Origin of the sequence: Streptomyces tailanensis, assembly GCF_008386495.1 — a bacterium.
Lineage (GTDB): Bacteria > Actinomycetota > Actinomycetes > Streptomycetales > Streptomycetaceae > Streptomyces > Streptomyces tailanensis.
Window position 1 is genome coordinate 103,296 of sequence record NZ_VTHJ01000008.1, and the last position, 14,810, is coordinate 118,105.

The 14,810-nt window shown below is 70.6% G+C and carries 16 protein-coding genes and 1 riboswitch; of the genes, 9 read left to right on the plus strand and 7 right to left on the minus strand.

Annotated elements, in window-relative coordinates; genetic code table 11:
* Positions 1 to 16: 16 nt before the first annotated feature.
* Positions 17 to 159, minus strand: a riboswitch (cobalamin riboswitch).
* 329 nt (positions 160 to 488) lie between these two features.
* Positions 489 to 671, plus strand: a complete 183-nt coding sequence (locus F3T56_RS09055; protein WP_342786906.1) for a DUF397 domain-containing protein — start codon at positions 489 to 491, stop codon at positions 669 to 671.
* Positions 672 to 930: 259 nt separating this feature from the next.
* Here F3T56_RS09055 and F3T56_RS09065 read toward each other — a convergent pair whose 3' ends face one another.
* The 5 genes from F3T56_RS09065 to F3T56_RS09085 all read right to left on the minus strand — a co-directional run bounded on the left by F3T56_RS09065 (position 931) and on the right by F3T56_RS09085 (position 5,080).
* On the minus strand, positions 931 to 1,452 hold the full coding sequence (locus tag F3T56_RS09065) for a hypothetical protein (protein WP_149824190.1): 522 nt from the start codon (positions 1,450 to 1,452) through the stop codon (positions 931 to 933).
* 41 nt (positions 1,453 to 1,493) lie between these two features.
* Positions 1,494 to 2,351, minus strand: a complete 858-nt coding sequence (locus F3T56_RS09070; protein ID WP_149824191.1) for a helix-turn-helix domain-containing protein — start codon at positions 2,349 to 2,351, stop codon at positions 1,494 to 1,496.
* Between the two features lie 227 nt (positions 2,352 to 2,578).
* Positions 2,579 to 2,800 carry a hypothetical protein gene (locus F3T56_RS09075; protein WP_149824192.1) on the minus strand — a complete coding sequence of 74 codons (222 nt, stop codon included), beginning with the start codon at positions 2,798 to 2,800 and terminating at the stop codon, positions 2,579 to 2,581.
* A gap of 29 nt (positions 2,801 to 2,829) precedes the next feature.
* On the minus strand, positions 2,830 to 4,086 hold the full coding sequence (locus F3T56_RS09080) for an inorganic phosphate transporter (protein ID WP_149824193.1): 1,257 nt from the start codon (positions 4,084 to 4,086) through the stop codon (positions 2,830 to 2,832).
* A 232-nt stretch (positions 4,087 to 4,318) separates the two neighbouring features.
* Complete coding sequence (locus tag F3T56_RS09085) at positions 4,319 to 5,080, minus strand: lysozyme (protein WP_149824194.1); 762 nt, start codon at positions 5,078 to 5,080, stop codon at positions 4,319 to 4,321.
* 229 nt (positions 5,081 to 5,309) lie between these two features.
* Between F3T56_RS09085 and F3T56_RS09090 the strand changes: the two genes are divergently transcribed.
* From F3T56_RS09090 to F3T56_RS09100, 3 genes are all read left to right on the plus strand, one after another.
* Positions 5,310 to 6,041 carry a class II aldolase/adducin family protein gene (locus F3T56_RS09090; RefSeq protein WP_149824195.1) on the plus strand — a complete coding sequence of 244 codons (732 nt, stop codon included), beginning with the start codon at positions 5,310 to 5,312 and terminating at the stop codon, positions 6,039 to 6,041.
* 97 nt (positions 6,042 to 6,138) lie between these two features.
* Positions 6,139 to 7,266, plus strand: coding sequence for an alpha/beta hydrolase family protein (locus tag F3T56_RS09095; protein WP_149824196.1), 1,128 nt, complete (start codon positions 6,139 to 6,141; stop codon positions 7,264 to 7,266).
* 214 nt (positions 7,267 to 7,480) lie between these two features.
* Positions 7,481 to 8,878, plus strand: a complete 1,398-nt coding sequence (locus F3T56_RS09100) for a hypothetical protein (RefSeq protein WP_172638862.1) — start codon at positions 7,481 to 7,483, stop codon at positions 8,876 to 8,878.
* A 35-nt stretch (positions 8,879 to 8,913) separates the two neighbouring features.
* Here the strand turns inward: F3T56_RS09100 and F3T56_RS09105 are convergent, their stop codons facing one another.
* On the minus strand, positions 8,914 to 9,336 hold the full coding sequence (locus F3T56_RS09105) for a VOC family protein (protein ID WP_149824197.1): 423 nt from the start codon (positions 9,334 to 9,336) through the stop codon (positions 8,914 to 8,916).
* 159 nt (positions 9,337 to 9,495) lie between these two features.
* Here F3T56_RS09105 and F3T56_RS09110 point away from each other — a divergent pair, with 159 nt between their 5' ends.
* The 4 genes from F3T56_RS09110 (at position 9,496) to F3T56_RS09125 (ending at position 13,430) form a co-directional block, all read left to right on the plus strand.
* A complete protein-coding gene (locus F3T56_RS09110) occupies positions 9,496 to 10,155 on the plus strand; it encodes a PQQ-binding-like beta-propeller repeat protein (RefSeq protein WP_149824198.1) in 660 nt (219 codons plus the stop codon).
* 183 nt (positions 10,156 to 10,338) lie between these two features.
* On the plus strand, positions 10,339 to 11,937 hold the full coding sequence (locus F3T56_RS09115) for an ABC-F family ATP-binding cassette domain-containing protein (RefSeq protein ID WP_149824199.1): 1,599 nt from the start codon (positions 10,339 to 10,341) through the stop codon (positions 11,935 to 11,937).
* 362 nt (positions 11,938 to 12,299) lie between these two features.
* Positions 12,300 to 12,521: a helix-turn-helix domain-containing protein gene (locus tag F3T56_RS09120; RefSeq protein ID WP_006123601.1), complete on the plus strand. Its 222-nt coding sequence runs from the start codon at positions 12,300 to 12,302 to the stop codon at positions 12,519 to 12,521.
* Between the two features lie 117 nt (positions 12,522 to 12,638).
* Positions 12,639 to 13,430: an enoyl-CoA hydratase/isomerase family protein gene (locus F3T56_RS09125; RefSeq protein ID WP_149824200.1), complete on the plus strand. Its 792-nt coding sequence runs from the start codon at positions 12,639 to 12,641 to the stop codon at positions 13,428 to 13,430.
* 9 nt (positions 13,431 to 13,439) lie between these two features.
* Here the strand turns inward: F3T56_RS09125 and F3T56_RS09130 are convergent, their stop codons facing one another.
* Positions 13,440 to 14,180, minus strand: a complete 741-nt coding sequence (locus F3T56_RS09130; RefSeq protein ID WP_149824201.1) for a nucleopolyhedrovirus P10 family protein — start codon at positions 14,178 to 14,180, stop codon at positions 13,440 to 13,442.
* Between the two features lie 107 nt (positions 14,181 to 14,287).
* On the opposite strand from F3T56_RS09130, the gene F3T56_RS09135 reads away from it, so the two are divergent.
* Positions 14,288 to 14,776, plus strand: a complete 489-nt coding sequence (locus tag F3T56_RS09135; protein ID WP_172638863.1) for an Asp23/Gls24 family envelope stress response protein — start codon at positions 14,288 to 14,290, stop codon at positions 14,774 to 14,776.
* Positions 14,777 to 14,810: the final 34 nt, after the last annotated feature.

The window sequence follows — 14,810 nt, forward strand, 5'->3', positions numbered from 1 at the left end:
GGTGTCCACGCCCTGGTTCGACGAGACCGACGACGAGAGTTCCTGGCTCCCGGGAAGGTTCTTCCCCGGTGACAGTGGCGGGACCGCGCCGGACTCGCACCGGCTTCCTCTCCTGCCGTCGTAGCTGGCCCCGGCAGTCCACCATGCCCCTGGAAGACCCGTCAACTTGCTGTTGACCTGCGACGCAGTGGTGTGCTGAGCCCCACACCGCTGAAATATCGTCAGACACCCGAATCGGCGGTTTCTCGGCTCTTTCCCGACGCCCAACCTGGGAACACTTGAGGGAACGGCAGTACGAAAGCTGAGCGCCGACGAGCGGCATTGGGTGATTCGTTGCGGGGAGACGAACCTGGTGTGGCCGGGACTGCCACCGCCTCCGGGCGGCGGCGGGACACGGCGCTCGGGTCGTCGCGGTGGACGCCGTGTCGGTGCGCTGACTCTTTTGTCTGGAGGAGGTCGGTGTGGTCGGCAGGGATGTGTCGGAGCGGGTGTGGCGGAAGAGCAGCTACTCAGGTGGGAACACGGACACCTGCGTCGAAGTCGCCGTCGAGGGGGCGCACGTTCTGGTGCGTGACTCGAAACGGTGCGAAGGCCCGATGCTCGTCTTTCCGGCTGCCGCCTGGTGTGGTTTGCTGGCTGAGCTTGAGAACCCGGCAATGGACGGTTTCTGAGGGCCGTCCGGCGGGACGGGAGGGACCCACATGGGAGACAGGGCCAAGCAAGTCCCAGCGCGCGCGGGAGGATCCCGTACCCCGCGTCTTTCCTTGTCCGCGGCAGCCCCACTGGCACTCTTCTCCCTGATGACGGGAGTGGTGGCGGTCGGTCTCGGCGCGCTCGCCACGCTGTTGGTACCCGGGGCCGAGGCGAAGGGCCTCGTATGGCTGGTGGTGACCGTCCTCGTGGCCGCGAGCGCCGGGCTGTGGTGGGGGCTCACTCCAGGCGCGGAGCGCCTCCGCGTTCTGGACCGGGCTCTGACGGCGGCTCGCCCGAAGGACGCACGGGGTCGCTGACGACGGGTGGCTGCGCGGTCCCCGAGCGGCCGCGCAGCGCCTTGCCGATCCCGGCGGCGAGCGCCGTGACGACCGCTGCGGCGAGGCCACCGAACACGACCGTGGTCAGTGGCGTGAGCACCCCCAGATGAATGCTGGGTGCCACCCGGGCGGACACGGCGATGCTGAACAGCAGCACGCTTCCGCAGGCCGTGCCCAGCAGCAGACGGACCGACATCAGCCTTATCTCGCCATCCACCCGGGCGTTCTCCACCTGAATGAGGGCGTCCGCCCACTCGGGGCGCTGCATGGCACAGGCCTTGAGTGTGGTGTCGTCCAGTGTGGCGGGCGCGTCCTCGTCGGCGTTCGTGGACTCGGGAGGGCTCCCTGGAGGTTCGCCCGCCCTGACGACACGGGCCGCGCGCAGCCGCCTGCACCACTCAAGGAACCCGAAGACCACCATGGGCCCTCCCCGTTGTCTGCCCGGGTCGTCCCTCCCGGGATTCAGCTGTTGTCGAGACTCTCCTTGACCGTGTCGATCAGCTCGATCATCCGGTCACCGTCGTGCGCCTTGTTGCTGATGTCCTCGAAGCACTCCTGGTAGCGGGCCGTCTGTTCGAGGTCGTCCCGGCTCGACGAAATCCCCGTGGGGCCTTCGAGGAAGAGCAGGTCGTCGTCGTCCTTGAAGCCGAGCAAGGTGAACGAGCCGGCCACGCTGTAGTGCGCCCCCGCCGTGAACGGAAGCAGGCGCATGGTGACGTTGGAGTGCTGGGACATGGTCTTGAGGTGCTCCAGCTGGTGGCGCATCACGCCCGGCCCACCGATGACCCGGCGGACCGCCGCCTCGTCCAGCACGAGGTGCACTTCAGGCCCGTGCTCGCCGTCGAAGATCCGCTCCTGGCGGGTGGTGCGCAGCTCCGCCGACCGCCGCGCCACGTCGGGGACCGTGCGCGGTGCCAGTTGGGCCATCGCGTAATCCTCCGTCTGGAACAGCGAGGGGATCAGAGTCGGGTGGTACGTGCGGATGGCGGTCGTGGCACTTTCGTAGCCCAGGTACTGGGCGAACTGCGGATGCACCATGTCGCTGTACGGAGCCCACCAGGACAGCCCCTTGGAACCACGGGCGGCGTCCTCCAGTTCGGCCACCAGGCCGGGCTCGGTCACGTTGTAGAGCTGGAGCAGAGCCCGGAGGTCGGTGACGCTCAAGCTCACCGCCGCCGCTTCCAGACGAATCAATTTTGACAGGGACCATTCAAGTGTCTCGGCGGCTTCCCGCTGTGTGAGACCGGCGCCTTCACGCGCCTTGCGCAACTCGATGCGAAGCCTGCGTCGGTTCAGACTCGGATCGATGTCCCCGGCCATGTCGCTCCCTGGTACGTGTCGTCTTTGACAGGTCGCCCGTACCACGTCGGATTTCAACTCTCCATCAGAGTAGGTGAGTTTGCTGACGTCGGCTAGTAGCAGGTCGAAAAGCCAGGTGTCAAATCGACGCGGTCGCGGTGCGAGGTAGAACCTATGGAAAGGCCCCCTCGTGATCAAATTCACGAGGGGGCGGCCTTACTCCAGGTGACGCAGCGGTTGGTGTGACGTCAGGCCATGATCAGTGAAATTCCGTACGCCACAGCCGCCGCACACAGCGCGAAGCACATGTACGCCCCTGTGGTCGCCAGCGCCACCGAGTCGCCCCGGGTTGACGCCTCCTCCCGCTTGGAGAGGCCGACGATGCCGAGGGTGAACAGGCCGACGAGGGCCACGGTGACCACGAGGCTGACTCCGAAGACGGAGCCGAGGGCTGCCCAGTCGATGTGCATGGTGATTCTTCCTCAGATGGTCGCGGGGCTCAGACGGCGGGCGTCGGCGCCGACGGGTTCGCGGTGGCCTCGGTGGCCGCCGCCGGGGCGGGAATGGTGGCCGCGAGGTCCTCGGCCGCGGCGCCGGCCGGCGGCGGGGCCACCGCCGCCATGGCCGTGGTGACCACACCGGCGGGCTCGTCGGTAGCGGCGTCGTTCACATTGGTGTGGTCGACGACCTCCCGGCGCGAGACCACCCAGATCGCGGCGCTGGAGCCGACCAGGAAGACCGCGACGGCGGCCGTGCCCCAGGTCCCGAAGGCGGTCACCCACTCGGCGAGCGCGGCGACGAGCGCGGCGGCCGGCAGGGTCAGACCCCAGGCGACGAACATGCGGGTGGCGGTGGACCAGCGGACCACGCCGCCCTTGCGGCCGAGGCCCGCGCCCATCACGGCACCGGAGACGGAGTGCGTGGTGGAGAGCGAGAAGCCGAGGTGCGAGGAGGCCAGGATGACCGTGGCCGCGCTGGTCTGCGCGGCGAAGCCCTGCTGCGGCTGGAGGTCGGTCAGGCCCTTGCCCATCGTGCGGATGATGCGCCAGCCGCCCAGGTAGGTGCCGAGCGCGATGGCGATACCGGCGGAGACGATGACCCACACCGGCGGGTCGGAGTCCGGCGCGAGGGTGCCGCCGGCGACCAGGGCCAGGGTGATGATGCCCATCGTCTTCTGCGCGTCGTTCGTGCCGTGGGCCAGCGAGACCAGGCCCGCGGAGGCGATCTGGCCGGCACGGTAGCCCTTGCCGGAGGCCTTCTCGCTCGTGTGCTGCCCCAGCTTGTACGTCAGCCGGGTGGCGAACATCGCCGCGACGCCGGCGACCAGCGGGGCCGCGACGGCGGGGATCAGCACCTTGGTGACGAGCACGTCACCGTGCACCGCGCCGAGGCCGGCCGAGGCGATCGTGGCGCCGATCAGGCCGCCCATCAGGGCGTGCGAGGAACTGGAGGGGAGCCCGACCAGCCAGGTCACGAGGTTCCAGAGTATGGCGCCCACGAGCGCCGCGAATATGACCTCCGGCTGTATGCCGGACTCGTCGACGAGTCCTTTGGAGATGGTGTTGGCGACCTCGATGGAGAGGAACGCGCCGACAAGGTTGAGCACGGCGGACATGGCCACCGCGACCTTGGGCTTCATCGCGCCGGTCGAGATGGTGGTGGCCATCGCGTTGGCGGTGTCGTGGAAACCGTTCGTAAAATCGAACGCGAGCGCAGTGACCACCACGATCGCGAGGATCAGCGAGAAGTTTTCCATTTACCCGGGCTTCTTTCGGACGTCAGTGGCACGTGGACCGTAAGTAACCTGGGTGAACGGAAGGTGAACTGCGATGGACCGTGGGGTGTGGTGAATGGGGTGCCGCCGTTCCGCTTGTGCTGACGGGCCCGGGAAGTCGGGCGGTGTGATGGTGCCCGACTGTTCGAACTGAGGTGGAATCCCCAGCTCCGCGGGCCCGTGGAGAGTCTCCACGGGCCCGCGCCCTGCTTGGTCAGCCCCTGGTGAACTGCTTCAGTCGGCCCATGGACCCGTTGAAGAGATTCTGGTCACCCGGCAGGCTTCCGCTGCCGTTGTCGTACTGCCAGATCGTCCAGAACTTCCACCCCGCGGGGAGCTCTCCCGCCCCCGCCGAGTTGTACCGCGCCAGCCACAGCGCGTGGTTCTGGCCGAAGGCTGCGCTGTTGCCGGTGCAGGTCTTCCACCAGTGGGTCGTCGTGTAGATCGCCGGACGGCGACCGGTGAGCCGCTTGACCTCGTTGCTGAACGACTTGATCCAGCCGACCATCTTGCTGTCGCTCAGGCCGTAGCACTTCTTCTTCTTGTTGTACGGGTTGTACTCGATGTCCAGCGCGGGCGGCAGCGTCCAGCCGTCCGCGCGCCAGCCGCCGCCGTTCCGCACGAAGTACGCCGCCTGGGTCTTCCCGGACGACTGGTTCGGCAGCGCGAAGTGGTACGCGCCGCGGATCATGCCCGCGTTCCGCGAGCCGTTGTACTGCTGGCGGAAGTGCGGGTTGCGGTAGGTGGTGGACTCCGTCGCCTTGACGTAGACGAACTTGGCGCCCTTCGACTTCGCGCGCGACCAGTTCACGTTCTTCTGGTGCGAGGAGACGTCGTGCCCCTTGGGCCTCGCGGCGGCCGAGACGGGGATCTCGACGAGAGCGGTTCCCCCCAAGGCGAGCGCGGCGACCGATGCCGCCAGTAAGCGGTTGTGGTGACGGGACGCCTGACGGGACGGTTTGTGAACGCGAGCCATGTTTCCCCCCGGAATGGCGACGTGTGCGACGAAACATCCGGAGGCTACTGGAAGATCACCGAATGCCAGTCGATCACAGGCCGGTCACCGGCCAATCGTCGGCCAATCACCATCGCGAGCGATATGTATGCATATGAGACCTTCCGAAGGTCCGCTTTCGGCCCTACAGTGCCCCGCCCTCCGGCCCGCCCCGGCCCGTTCCGCACGGCCCGCCTGGCAGGATCACGGCATGGCTGAGCAGCAGCGGAACACCTGGGACGGCCGGGACGCGGGTGCGGATGCGCGGGAATCGCCGGACGTACGGCACCGGGTGGTGCCGGACGACGTGGCGCGGGCGTGGGACGAGCTCGTGGCGACGGCCCGTCGGACGGTGGTCGACGGGCTGGTCGTCGGCACCTCCGGCAACGTGTCCGTACGGGTCGGCGACACCGTCCTGGTCACGCCGACGGGAGTGCCGTACGACCGGCTGTCGCCGGACGACGTGACCGGCGTGGACCTCGCAGGGCGTCAGGTCCTCGGCACGCTCCGCCCCACGAGCGAACTCCCCATGCATCTGGCGATCCACCGCACCACCGACGCCCGCGCCGTCGTCCACACCCACGCCGTCCACGCCACGGCCGTCTCCACGCTCGTACGCGAACTGCCGCTGATCCACTACATGTCCGCCGCACTCGGCGGGCCCGTCCGAGTCGCCCCGTATGCGACTTACGGCACCCAGGAGTTGGCCGAGAACATGCTCCGCGCCCTGACCGACCGCACCGCTTGTCTTCTCCAGAACCACGGCACGATCACATACGGAAACACCCTCTCCGAGGCATTCGACCGCACCGCCCAACTGGAGTGGATGTGCCGCGTCTGGCTCACGGCCTCCTCCGTCCCCGGCCTGACCCCGACCCTGCTCACCCACGAACAGCTGAACGAGGTGGGGGAGCGGCTGCGGGGCTACGGGCAGCCGGAGTAGGAGACTTCAGAGTTCAGCGGCGGGCCCGGGGCACGGACAGCTCACCCGGAATCCACGCCCACTGGCCCATGTCGTGATCCGCCGGGACACTGGTGCCGTGCGTGGAGTCAAGGCGGCAGTCGCGGCTGCCGGTCTCGTGTTCGCGGCCGGCGCGGCCAGTGTCGCGGCCGGACGGCTGGCCAGTGACGCCGCGCTGAAGGTGTCGCCGGGCAGACCACTGCCCACGGAGCCCCGGCTGACGGTGCACTCCACCGCCGCGGGCCGCATCACCCTCACCCGGGCCTTCGCCGCACAGCGCCCCGGCATCTACGGCCTCACCGGCGAAGCCGCCCACGCGGTCGTCGGCAACGTCCTGGACGGCGCCCCGCACGCCCCCGACACGGTCGTACGCCGCCTGGAACGCGTGACCCACGGCACCCTGGAGCCCGGCGACAAGGTGTGGCTCACCCCCAACACGCACATCGGCGACCCGCGCACCGCCCTCGGACTCGACCACACCGACGTCGACATCCCCGGCGAACTCGGCGCCCTGCCCGCCTGGTTCGTGCCCGCCGCCCGCGACACCTGGGTGATCACCGTTCACGGCCTGGGCACCACCCGCGAACACCCCATGAACGTCATGGCGTTCCTGCACCGCCACCGCTTCCCGGTGCTCGATCTCGCCTACCGCGGTGACCTCGGCGCACCCCGCCCCCCGGACGGCCTGAACCACCTCGGCGAGACCGAGTGGCGCGACGTGGACGCGGCCATCCGCTACGCCGTGCAGCACGGCGCCGCGAAGGTCGTCCTGCACGGCTGGTCCACCGGCGCCACCATGGCCCTGCGCGCCGCCACGCACTCCGTGCTGCGCGACCGCGTCGCCGGACTCGTCCTGGACTCGCCGGTCCTCGACTGGTCGGCCACCCTGCGCGCCCTCGCCGCCGCCCGCCGCACCCCCGGCGCCCTGCTGTCCCTCGCCGTCCGTGCCGCCCAGGGCCGCACGGGACTGCACGGCGACCGCGCCGACGAGGCCGCCGCCCCGCCGCGGCTCGCGGCACCGACCCTGATCTTCCACGGCCCGGACGACACCCTCGCCCCCTGGGGCCCCTCCCGCCGCCTCGCAGCCGACCGCCCCGACCGCGTCACCCTGCGCACGGTCCGCCACGCCCCGCACGGCGCCATGTGGAACGCCGACCCCGCGGGCTACGAAGAGGCCCTCCGCCGCTTCCTGACCCCGCTGATGTAGGCCGGGGGAGTCGGCCGCGAGGCGCGCGGCTCTCCACCGGGACAGACCGGGAACCCGCCCCGCCACAGACAGGTACGACTCATTCCGTTTAGCGTCGGACCAAGGTGCTCCTCCCCGTCGTCGAGCCCCTGTGGGACCCGTGCGTTGGCCACGTCTGTAGCCCGCTGTGACATTCCGTTTGGGTTTTCGGACCGTCAACCGGGAGACTGCCCCCGTGACGTCCCGTAATCCGCGCGACTCCAGGCTCCGACTCGTCAGCCCGCGAACCCTGGCCGCCGCTCCCCGAGCAGCAGTGACCCAGCGCCGCCGACCGGCTCCCCGGCCCCCGGAGGGCACCCCGCCGCCCGTGGAACTCGCCCGCATGGCCCGCGCCGTCCTGGCCGACGCGGCAACCGTCGCCCGCTGGGCCGACAGCGCGCTGCGCCCCGGCCGCGAGGGCGCCGGCGCGGACGGCAAAGGCACTCTCTCCGCCGCGACCGCCGAACGGGCCGCCGCCGAGCTGGGCCTGACCCCGGATCAGATCCGCCACGACTGGGACACGGCACGCCTGGCCGGCCTCGTCGAGGTGCACGGCGACAGCGCCCGCCCCGGCTGGCGGCTGCGCGCCTGGCACCGCGACGACAGCGCCGTACTGCGCGGCTGGGTGGCGCTCTTCGACGCCTGGTCCATTGCCCACCCCGAGCCCGCGGACCTCGAGCCCGCCGCCGTGGCCGAGGTCGTCTCGGCCATGCCCCAGGTGCTCTCCTTCCTCCAGCTCTCCGCCGGCCCCGTCCCCTTGGCACAGCTCCTCGACCTCCTCGAACAGCGGGTCACCGAACTGCGTACCGAGCGCTGTGAGATCCCGTACGGGCCGCAGCCCGAGCCGGGCATGGAACCCGGCGCGGAGGACACCCCGCTCACCCCACTCCTCGAGTGGTCCCTGCGCGCCCTCGCCTCCGTCGGAGCACTGACCTATGGCGACGCCCAGGCCACGCTCACCCCGCTCGGCAGCTGGGCGGTGTGGGTGAAGCTGGAGCAGATCTGCGTCGCGGCACAGAGCCCGGCCGGGAACATCGAGGTCGCCGCCGAGGACATGCTCCGCGGCTGCGCCCAGCTCCGTCCGAACGCGGCCCGCGCCGAGTACCGCGCCTGGCTCGCCGCCCGCCCCGTGGGCGCCGCCGTCACCGAGCTCATCGACGCCGCCCGCGGCGAGGACGCCCTCATCCGCGGCCTCGCCTTCGAGGCGCTGCGCGTGGTCGGCGCCCCCGCCGAGCCGGACGTACGCACCGTCGTCGACGAGACCCCGCTGCGCCCCTATGCCCTGCTGTGGCTCGCCGAGCACGACGGCGCCGACCCCGAGGACGCCCACGCGATGCTCACCCGCGAGGAGTCCACTTGGCTCTGGGTGGACACCGCCGCTGCCGTCGCCGACCACGGCGAGGCCCCGCTCCTCGTACGGCACCTGGAGTCCGCCGTGCAGGCCACGGTGCCCGCGCTGCTCGACGAGGTCCGGGCGGTAGGGCACCCCCGCACCGTCCAGGTCCTGGTCGCCCTCGCCGCCGCCCACCCCGACCCGGCGCTCGCCAAGGCCGTCCGCCGGGCCGCCTTCCAGGTGCACACCGGAGGCAGCTGAAACAGGGGACGCCGTCGGCGCCGGGTGGGCGGGTGTCAGGCGCCTATCTCGGGGGCGTACGTGCCGAAGCTCCACACATTGCCCTCGGCATCCCGGGCCATGTAGTCCCGCGACCCGTAGTCCTGGTCCGTCGGGGGCATCAGGATCTCCACCCCGTGCTCCACGGCCCGCCGGTGGTGGGCGTCCACGTCGTCCACGACGATGTACACCCCGGTGGGCCCCGCGCCCTTCATCGCACCGTCGAAGGCGCTGCCGGTGCCCTTGGAGCCCAGCATCACCGCGCCGTTGCCCTGCGCCAGCTCGGCGTGCACCACCGCCCCGTCCTCGCCCTCGTACACCGAGAGCTCGGTGAAACCCAGCGCCTCCGTGAGCTGCCTGATGGCCGCCTTGGCGTCCGCGTACAGCAGTGTCGGGTAGATGCTCGGACGTCCGTCGCTCTTGCCTGCCATGCCGATCACGACCTCTCCGTCGCCCGGAATGCGACCTGCCGCTCAGTTTGGCACCCGCCACTGACAACGCCCCGCCGAGCGGGTGGACGACCGAACGGGGGACCTGCCGCCCCCGGTCCGCAGCGCCACGCCGGACACCCACCCCGGCCCGCCTACGCTCGGCGCCCCATGCGCAGTCGTTTCCCGACGGCACCCCTCGCCGTCCCTCTCGCCCTCCTCACGGTCCCGGTCCTCCTCGCCGCCCACCAGGCCAGGCCTGCCCCCTACGGCGACCGGTTCACCGTCCACGCGCGCGTGGAGCACTCCACCGCACTCCGGCTGCACACGACGAAGGGCGCGGTGACGGCGTACGACCCGGAAACCGGCGGCCCCCGCTGGACCCACACCCGACCGGGGCACCGGCCGCTCGCGGTGCTCCACGCGCGCGTGCGCACGATCGCACTGTGGGAGGACGGGCTGGTCACCGCCACCGACGGCGACACCGTGCGCTGGCACCGGGCCCTGCCGAACGCCACCGCATGGCTCGCGGACCACGGCGGAACCGGCGTCCTCCGGCTGCTCGACCCCCGCATGCTCGCCGTCGTCACCCCCGACCGCGTCACCGCGTACCGCATCGTCGACGGAGATCTCCGCTGGGTGCTGCCCGCACACCGGGGCTGCGCCTTCGCCCCCGGTCGGGCGGTACGCCACGGGGCCACACTCCTGCTCGCCCAGCCCTGCGCGAGGGACAGCGACGCGTCCTGGACGTCCCAGCTGGTCCCTGTCGACGACCTCGGCCGCGTCACCCCGCACCGCAGGCCGCTCGGCAACGAACTCCCGCGCCGGTGACCGAGACCACGTGATCCCTTGCGACGCGGGCGGAAAACCGCTTGCTGCCCCCAGTTAGAATCGGCCCATGGCCATTCTCCTCACGCATTAGACGGCGGGAACGCCCTCAGCCGCCACCCGTCACCCCCTCCCCCACTCTCGGCTTCGCTCGAGCGGGGGGATCCCCAGCTCTGGAGTCTGTCCGTGATCTCCGCTTCCGGTATCGAGCTGCGCGCCGGTGCCCGCGTCCTCATCGAGTCCGCCACCTTCCGTATCGCCAAGGGCGACCGCATCGGCCTGGTCGGCCGCAACGGCGCCGGCAAGACCACCCTCACCAAGTGCCTGGCCGGCGAGGGCATCCCCGCCGGCGGCACCATCACCCGCTCCGGCGAGGTCGGCTATCTCCCGCAGGACCCCCGCACCGGCGACCTCGACGTGCTCGCCCGCGACCGTGTCCTCTCCGCGCGCGGCCTGGACGTACTGATCCGCAAGATGCGTGACAACGAGCAGCGCATCGCCAACGGCCAGGGCGCCACCCGGGAGAAGGCCCTCAGGCAGTACGAGCGCCAGGAGACGGAGTTCCTCACCAAGGGCGGGTACGCCGCCGAGGCCGAGGCCGCCACCATCGCCGCCGCGCTCAACCTGCCCGACCGCGTGCTCGGCCAGCCGCTGCACACCCTCTCCGGCGGTCAGCGCCGCCGTATCGAGCTCGCCCGCATCCTGTTCTCCGACGCGGACACCCTGCTCCTCGACGAGCCGACGAACCACCTCGACGCCGACTCGATCGTCTGGCTGCGCGACTACCTCAAGACCTACCGCGGCGGCTTCATCGTCATCTCCCACGACGTCGACCTGGTCGAGACGGTCGTCAACAAGGTGTTCTACCTGGATGCCAACCGCGCCCAGATCGACGTCTACAACATGGGCTGGAAGCTCTACCAGCAGCAGCGCGAGGCCGACGAGAAGCGCCGCAAGCGCGAGCGGCAGAACGCCGAGAAGAAGGCCGCCGCGCTGCACTCGCAGGCCGACAAGATGCGGGCCAAGGCCACCAAGACCGTCGCCGCGCAGAACATGGCCAAGCGCGCCGACCGGCTGCTCGCCGGCCTGGAGGCGGTCCGCGTCTCCGACAAGGTCGCCAAGCTGCGCTTCCCCGAGCCCGCGCCCTGCGGCAAGACCCCGCTCACCGCCGAGGGCCTGTCGAAGTCGTACGGCTCGCTGGAGATCTTCACCGACGTCGACCTGGCCATCGACAAGGGGTCCAGGGTCGTCATCCTCGGCCTCAACGGCGCAGGCAAGACCACCCTGCTTCGTCTGCTCGGCGGCGTAGAGAAGCCCGACACCGGCCAGGTGATCGAGGGCCACGGCCTCAAGCTCGGCTACTACGCGCAGGAGCACGAGACCCTCGACCCGGACCGCACGGTCCTGGAGAACATGCGCTCCGCCTCCCCCGACCTGGACCTGGTCGAGATCCGCAAGACGCTCGGTTCGTTCCTGTTCTCCGGCGACGACGTCGACAAGCCGGCCGGCGTCCTGTCCGGCGGCGAGAAGACCCGTCTCGCCCTCGCGACCCTCGTGGTGTCGTCCGCGAACGTCCTCCTCCTCGACGAGCCGACCAACAACCTCGACCCGGCCAGCCGCGAGGAGATCCTCGGCGCGCTGCGCACCTACAAGGGCGCGGTCGTCCTCGTCACCCACGACGAGGGCGCCGTCGAGGCGCTCCAGCCGGAGCGGATCATCCTGCTGCCGGACGGCGTCGAGGACCTGTGGGGCGCGGACTACGCGGACCTCGTCGCGCTCGCCTGATCAAGCGCCTGCACGCCACTGCTTGATCGAACGGGTTGATCAACTGCGTATGGATCATTCGGCCCATCCGTGATCCATCATCTGTGTGAGATCTCCTCGTACCGAGGTGTGTCGTACATCGCTTTCCCGGCCGGTCCCTTCTGTGCGAAGGGACCGGCCGTCGTACGTCTCTGACCAGCCACTTCGTGGATGCACCCGTTCGGCCGTACGGACGACTCTCGGCGGAATCACAGATTCCACTCGTGGGGACGTGCTCCCGTCGTCAAAACCTTGTCTCACGGACCTTGCCGAATGGGTGGCCATCACGCCCCAGAGGGGTGATCATGAGGAGACCAGAGCGCACTTCCCATGAGGAGGACCGGGTGGCCGAGACTCTGAAGAAGGGCAGCCGGGTTACCGGCGCCGCGCGCGACAAGCTCGCGGCAGACCTGAAGAAGAAGTACGACTCCGGTGCGAGCATTCGGGCGCTGGCCGAGGAAACCGGCCGCTCGTATGGCTTCGTACACCGGATGCTCAGTGAGTCGGGCGTCACGCTTCGAGGGCGTGGCGGGGCGACGCGGGGCAAGAAGGCCGCTTCGGCCTGACCCCGGGCGGCCCATCGGCTTCGGTGGTGGCCACCCGGTCGGTCGACTGATCGGCCGGGTGGTTACTGTGCAGTCACTTGGCATCACTCTGCTGACCGCACCCACCGGAGGCGCCCCATGGCTTCGCTCGAACCGCTGCTCGACAAGGACGGCGTACGGCTCACCGTCGACGAGGCGATCGCCACGGTGACGCTGACCAACCCGGCCAAGCGCAACGCGCAGAGCCCCGCTCTGTGGCGTGCGCTCATCGAGGCCGGGCGACTGGTGCCTGGCACGGTCCGTGTCGTGGTGCTGCGTGCCGAGGGCAAGTCGTTCTCCGCCGGGCTCAACCGGCAGATGTTCACGCCCGAAGGCATCGAGGGTGAACCGTCGTTCATCGATCTCGCACGCCTCGACGACGCCGGGCTCGACGCGACCATCGCCGATTTCCAGGAGGCGTTCACCTGGTGGCGGCGCAGCGACATCGTGACCGTCGCCGCCGTGCAGGGCCACGCCGTCGGTGCGGGCTTCCAGCTCGCGCTCGCCTGTGATCTGCGCGTCGTCGCGGACGACGTGCAGTTCGCCATGCTCGAAACCAGCCTCGGGCTCGTGCCCGACCTCACGGGGACGCATCCGCTGGTGAGCCTGGTGGGGTACGGCCGTGCGCTGGAGATCTGTCTCACCGGGCGCTTCGTCCAGGCGGAGGAAGCGGAGCGGATCGGCCTTGCCAACCTTGCCGTGCCGGTGGAGCAACTCGACGACGCGGTACGGGACTTGACGGCCGCGCTCGTGTCCGCGCCGCGGGATGCCGTGATCGAGACCAAGGCGTTGCTGCGCGGGGCGCGGGGGCGGTCGTACGACGCGCAGCGGGCCGCGGAGCGGGCGGCTCAGGCTCGGCGACTGCGGGATCTGGCGGGCGTCGGGGAGTAGCCGAGCGGGTCAGTCGACGGCCGCGATGCCGACGGCCGTGATGAGGACGGTCACCGTCGGGTGGTCCGGCAGGGCGTCGCGTACCGCCGCGCGTACCTTGCGGGCCACCTCCAGGGTTCGGTGCTCGTCTGTTACCGCCAGTTCGACTCGTACACGACGGCGGGGGAGGGCGGGCCCTGCGTCGTCGATGTGGACCGCGTGACCCAGGCCGCCCAGTGCGCCGGTCAGGTGGGTGACACCCGGGACGGAGAGCGCGGCGGCCGCCACACGGGACTCCTCGTCGTCGCCTGGTGGGGTCGGTTGAGGAGCTGCGGGTTCCTCGGGCGGCTGTACGGCGACCTCGTCGGAGTCCAGCAAGCCCGACACCCGAAGGTCCACCTCCGTCACCGGCAGACCCAGTCGCTCCGTGGCGGTGGTGGCGAGCGCGGTGCGGAGCCGGGCCGCCGTCGCCGGGAAGGGCTCGGCGGCCGGGTCGGCCGCGGCCAGGAAGTCGGCGGTGATGCGGAGAGGGCCGGGTGGGAGGGCGCTCGGGGGAGGCGATACGGCGGGGGCGTACGACTGCTCCGGGTCGGCCAGGGAGATGCGGAGCGGGCCGAGAGCGACCCCGCGCATCGAGGCGGTCGCACGGCGCAGTACCGCGGCGGCCGCCTCCTCCGTGATCCAGGCGCCGTAGCGCGGGCCGCCCAGGGCGAGCACCCGGCCGAGGCCGAGCTGCCGCCGTACTGCCTTCGTCCACCCGTCCGCCGTCATATCCCCAGCCTGCCGCATCCCCGGCGCGCGATGGCGCAACCCCGCTTACTGTGGGCGAAGAGGGATGAAAAGGGGAATGAAAGGGTCGACCGGAAAGGACGTGCGGCATGAGCGACATCACGGAGCGGAGCCGGACGGAGGGCCCTGACACGACCAAGGAGTCGTCGCCGGGAGCCCGTAAGGCGACCCGGCGTGGCGGCGGCGATCCGGCCACCCGGGGACGCACGACCATCGCCGACGGCGTCGTCGAGAAGATCGCCGGACTCGCCGCGCGGGACGTCCTGGGCGTGCACGCCATGGGCAGCGGCCTGTCCCGCACCTTCGGCGCCGTACGCGACCGGGTGCCCGGCGGGGGCACCAGATCCGTCACCCGGGGTGTGAAGGCCGAGGTCGGCGAGGTGCAGACCGCGCTGGACCTGGAGATCGTCGTCGACTACGGGGTGTCCATCGCCGATGTCGCCAAGGCCGTGCGGGAGAACGTCATCGCGGCCGTCGAGCGGATGACGGGCCTGGAGGTCGTCGAGGTCAACATCGCGGTCAGCGACGTGAAACTGCCGGAGGAGGAAGAAGAGGAGGCGGAAACCCGTATCCAGTGAGCCGCCCGCGAGGCACCCGGCTCCGACGAGCCCG

Excerpts from the sequence above, each read along its gene's own strand:
- F3T56_RS09065 (WP_149824190.1), bottom strand. The coding sequence starts at position 1,452 with ATGGTGGTCTTCGGGTTCCTTGAGTGGTGCAGGCGGCTGCGCGCGGCC.
- F3T56_RS09070 (WP_149824191.1), bottom strand. The coding sequence starts at position 2,351 with ATGGCCGGGGACATCGATCCGAGTCTGAACCGACGCAGGCTTCGCATC.
- F3T56_RS09075 (WP_149824192.1), bottom strand. The coding sequence starts at position 2,800 with ATGCACATCGACTGGGCAGCCCTCGGCTCCGTCTTCGGAGTCAGCCTC.
- F3T56_RS09080 (WP_149824193.1), bottom strand. The coding sequence starts at position 4,086 with ATGGAAAACTTCTCGCTGATCCTCGCGATCGTGGTGGTCACTGCGCTC.
- F3T56_RS09085 (WP_149824194.1), bottom strand. The coding sequence starts at position 5,080 with ATGGCTCGCGTTCACAAACCGTCCCGTCAGGCGTCCCGTCACCACAAC.
- F3T56_RS09090 (WP_149824195.1), top strand. The coding sequence starts at position 5,310 with ATGGCTGAGCAGCAGCGGAACACCTGGGACGGCCGGGACGCGGGTGCG.
- F3T56_RS09110 (WP_149824198.1), top strand. The coding sequence starts at position 9,496 with ATGCGCAGTCGTTTCCCGACGGCACCCCTCGCCGTCCCTCTCGCCCTC.
- F3T56_RS09125 (WP_149824200.1), top strand. The coding sequence starts at position 12,639 with ATGGCTTCGCTCGAACCGCTGCTCGACAAGGACGGCGTACGGCTCACC.
- F3T56_RS09130 (WP_149824201.1), bottom strand. The coding sequence starts at position 14,180 with ATGACGGCGGACGGGTGGACGAAGGCAGTACGGCGGCAGCTCGGCCTC.
- F3T56_RS09135 (WP_172638863.1), top strand. The coding sequence starts at position 14,288 with ATGAGCGACATCACGGAGCGGAGCCGGACGGAGGGCCCTGACACGACC.